3 protein-coding genes are annotated in these 2,743 nt (G+C 64.9%); all 3 read right to left on the reverse strand.

What is annotated here, in order from left to right:
• A partial coding sequence (gene pyrG, locus AC3AYF_RS19940) for a CTP synthase (RefSeq protein ID WP_487780258.1) occupies nucleotides 1–605 on the reverse strand: 605 nt, incomplete at its 3' end.
• A gap of 141 nt (nucleotides 606–746) precedes the next feature.
• Nucleotides 747–1,469, reverse strand: coding sequence for a gamma-glutamylcyclotransferase (locus AC3AYF_RS19945; RefSeq protein ID WP_295040998.1), 723 nt, complete (start codon nucleotides 1,467–1,469; stop codon nucleotides 747–749).
• Nucleotides 1,470–1,590: 121 nt separating this feature from the next.
• Nucleotides 1,591–2,743, reverse strand: a 1,153-nt coding sequence (locus tag AC3AYF_RS19950) for a uracil-xanthine permease family protein (RefSeq protein ID WP_487780259.1), incomplete at its 5' end; no start/stop codon positions are given.

Consider the following 2,743-nt stretch of genomic DNA (forward strand, 5'->3'; position numbering starts at 1 on the left):
ATCCCGATCGAGCGCAGCTCCTTGACGCTGTGCTGGGTCGGCTTGGTCTTGGTCTCGCCGGCGGTCTTGATGTAGGGCACCAGCGTCAGGTGCATGAACAGGGCGCGATTGGCGCCGACTTCGCTGCGCAGCTGGCGAATCGACTCCAGAAACGGCAGCGATTCGATGTCGCCCACGGTGCCGCCGATCTCCACCAGCGCCACGTCGTAACCTTCCCCACCCTTGACCACACGATGCTTGATCTCGTCGGTGATGTGCGGAATCACCTGCACCGTACCGCCGAGATAGTCACCACGGCGCTCCTTGCGCAGCACGTGCTCGTAGACCCGACCGGTGGTGAAGTTGTTGCTCTGGGTCATCTTGGTGCGGATGAAGCGCTCGTAGTGACCCAGGTCGAGATCGGTTTCCGCGCCATCCTCGGTGACGAACACCTCGCCATGCTGAAACGGGCTCATGGTGCCCGGATCGACGTTGATGTACGGATCCAGCTTGAGGATGGTGACCTTGAGGCCGCGTGCCTCGAGAATCGCAGCCAGCGAAGCGGACGCAATGCCTTTGCCCAGTGAGGCCACACCGCCGCCGGTCACGAAGATATATCGTGTCATGGAAAACCTGTCGAATCGTGGTCGTGAAGCTCGTGAGAAAAGACCCGGGGGAGAAAGTCGGGCCAGGATGGGACGTCAGATTACCAGAGTCGTTCGAAAGGCTCAATTTTGGATCGCGCGGTCGTCATGCCCGGGGGCGAATCAACTGGCGACGGCGCGCTGCAACGACTCCAGGCGACGGTCACGGATGCCGAGCGCGTGAAGATCGCCCACCGTGTTGTCGAGATACTCGCGGCACGATCCCAGCACGCCGCGGCCGGTGCGCAGCAGGTGCACCACCGTCTCGTCGGGCTGGCGACCGATATAGCGCTCGTGATGCGGATTGATCACGAAAGCGACGCCCCAGATCGGGCCGACGTCCGTCTTCAGCTTGATCCAGCGAGGGCGGTAGGCGCCGGTCAGCATCTCGCGCCGCCACACCAGCGTCAGCTCACGCTCGAGATTGTCGCCGGGGACGCGCAGCGCCACCCCATGGCAGGAGCCTCCCGGCGCCAGCGCCAGCATCAGCCCGGGGGTCTCGGGGGTGCCCCGGCCGTGATCGAGCTTGAGGCAGAAGTCGCGATGATAGCCGTAGAGCCGGCAGGTGTGGCGCTCGGCGACCTCGACACACGGATTCCAGATCAGCGAGCCGTAGGCGAAGAGGTAGACCCCGTCCTGCAACTGGACGCCGGGCGGGGCCGTGGCCAGGACCTGCTGGATCGAACTGCGCAGCTCCTGATGGCTCTTCAGCGCCACCTCGGGATAGACATGTTCGAAGTGACGGCGAATCAGGTCCTGCTCCAGTACCTCGCGCGTCATGGCGATCGACTTCGGCGTGGAAGCCTGCTCGCCGGCATGGGTCTCGCTGGAGTGCGACTCGCTCATTGGGGACTCTATACTCGGACGCGATCGAAAGGGTTCGGGATACCACGGGTGACGCTGAGGCCATGACCCGTACCACCCAAGACTAACGTTCAACGGGCTCGAAACGAAGCCCGAATCGGCATCACCCGGCAATGTCCCGCCTGCGTCGGGCGCCACGACGCAGAATCAGGTGCAGAAGAATCGCACCGAAGGTGGCAGTCCCGATACCGTCGAGGGTGAATCCGCCGAAGTCGATGGAGAAGTTGCCCGCGCCCAGCACCAGCGTCACCGCCGCAACGATCAGGTTGGTATTGTCGCCCAGATCGACACCGTTCTGGATCCAGATACGGGCGCCGGCCACCGCGATCAGACCAAACACCACGATCGAGGTGCCGGCCAGCACCGGACCGGGAATGGTCTGGATCAACGCCCCGAAACGCGGCGAGAAGCCGAGCAGGATGGCGAAGCCGGCGGCGGCAACGAAGATCAGCGTCGAATAGACCCGGGTCACCGCCATCACGCCGATATTCTCGGCATAGGTGGTCACGCCGGTGCCGCCGGACGCACCGGAGACCATCGTCGCCAGGCCGTCGCCGACGAAGGCCCGGCCGATGTAGGGGTCGAGATCGCGTCCGGTCATCGCCCCCACCGCCTTGATGTGGCCGAGGTTCTCCGCCACCAGGATGATCGCGACCGGAGCGATCAGCACGATCGCATGGGGAGTGAAGGTCGGCGCCGTGAACGCGGGCAGCCCGAACCAGTCGGCCGCGGCGATCGCCGAGAAATCGATCGGCGCTCCCCAGCCCAGGCCGTTGGTGACCAACGCATAGATGGCGTAGGCCGCGACCAGTCCGACCAGGATCAACAGCCGCTGGAGCATGCCGCGGGTCAGCACCGCGGCCAGGCCGACACAGAGGATGGTCACCAGCGCCATCGCCGCGTCGAAATTGGAATCCTTCACGCTGGAGACCGCCACCGGGGCCAGGTTGAGGCCGATGGTCATCACGATCGCCCCGGTGACGACCGGCGGCAGCAGGTACTCGATCCAGCGCGTGCCCAGCGCCATGACCAGCATGCCGATGAGGGTGTAGATCGCGCCCCAGGCGATGCTGCCCCCCAGCGCCAGGCCGATGGAGGGATTGCCACCGCTGCCGGCGTACCCGGTGGCAGCGATCACCACGCCGATGAAGGCAAAGCTGGACCCCAGGTAGCTGGGAACCCGCCCGCCGACGATGACGAAGAACAGCAGTGTGCCGATCCCCGACATCAAGATGGCCAGAGTAGGATCGAACCCC

It is taken from the genome of Salinicola sp., assembly GCF_982684285.1.

Excerpts from the sequence above, each read along its gene's own strand:
- AC3AYF_RS19945 (WP_295040998.1), bottom strand. The coding sequence starts at position 1,469 with ATGAGCGAGTCGCACTCCAGCGAGACCCATGCCGGCGAGCAGGCTTCC.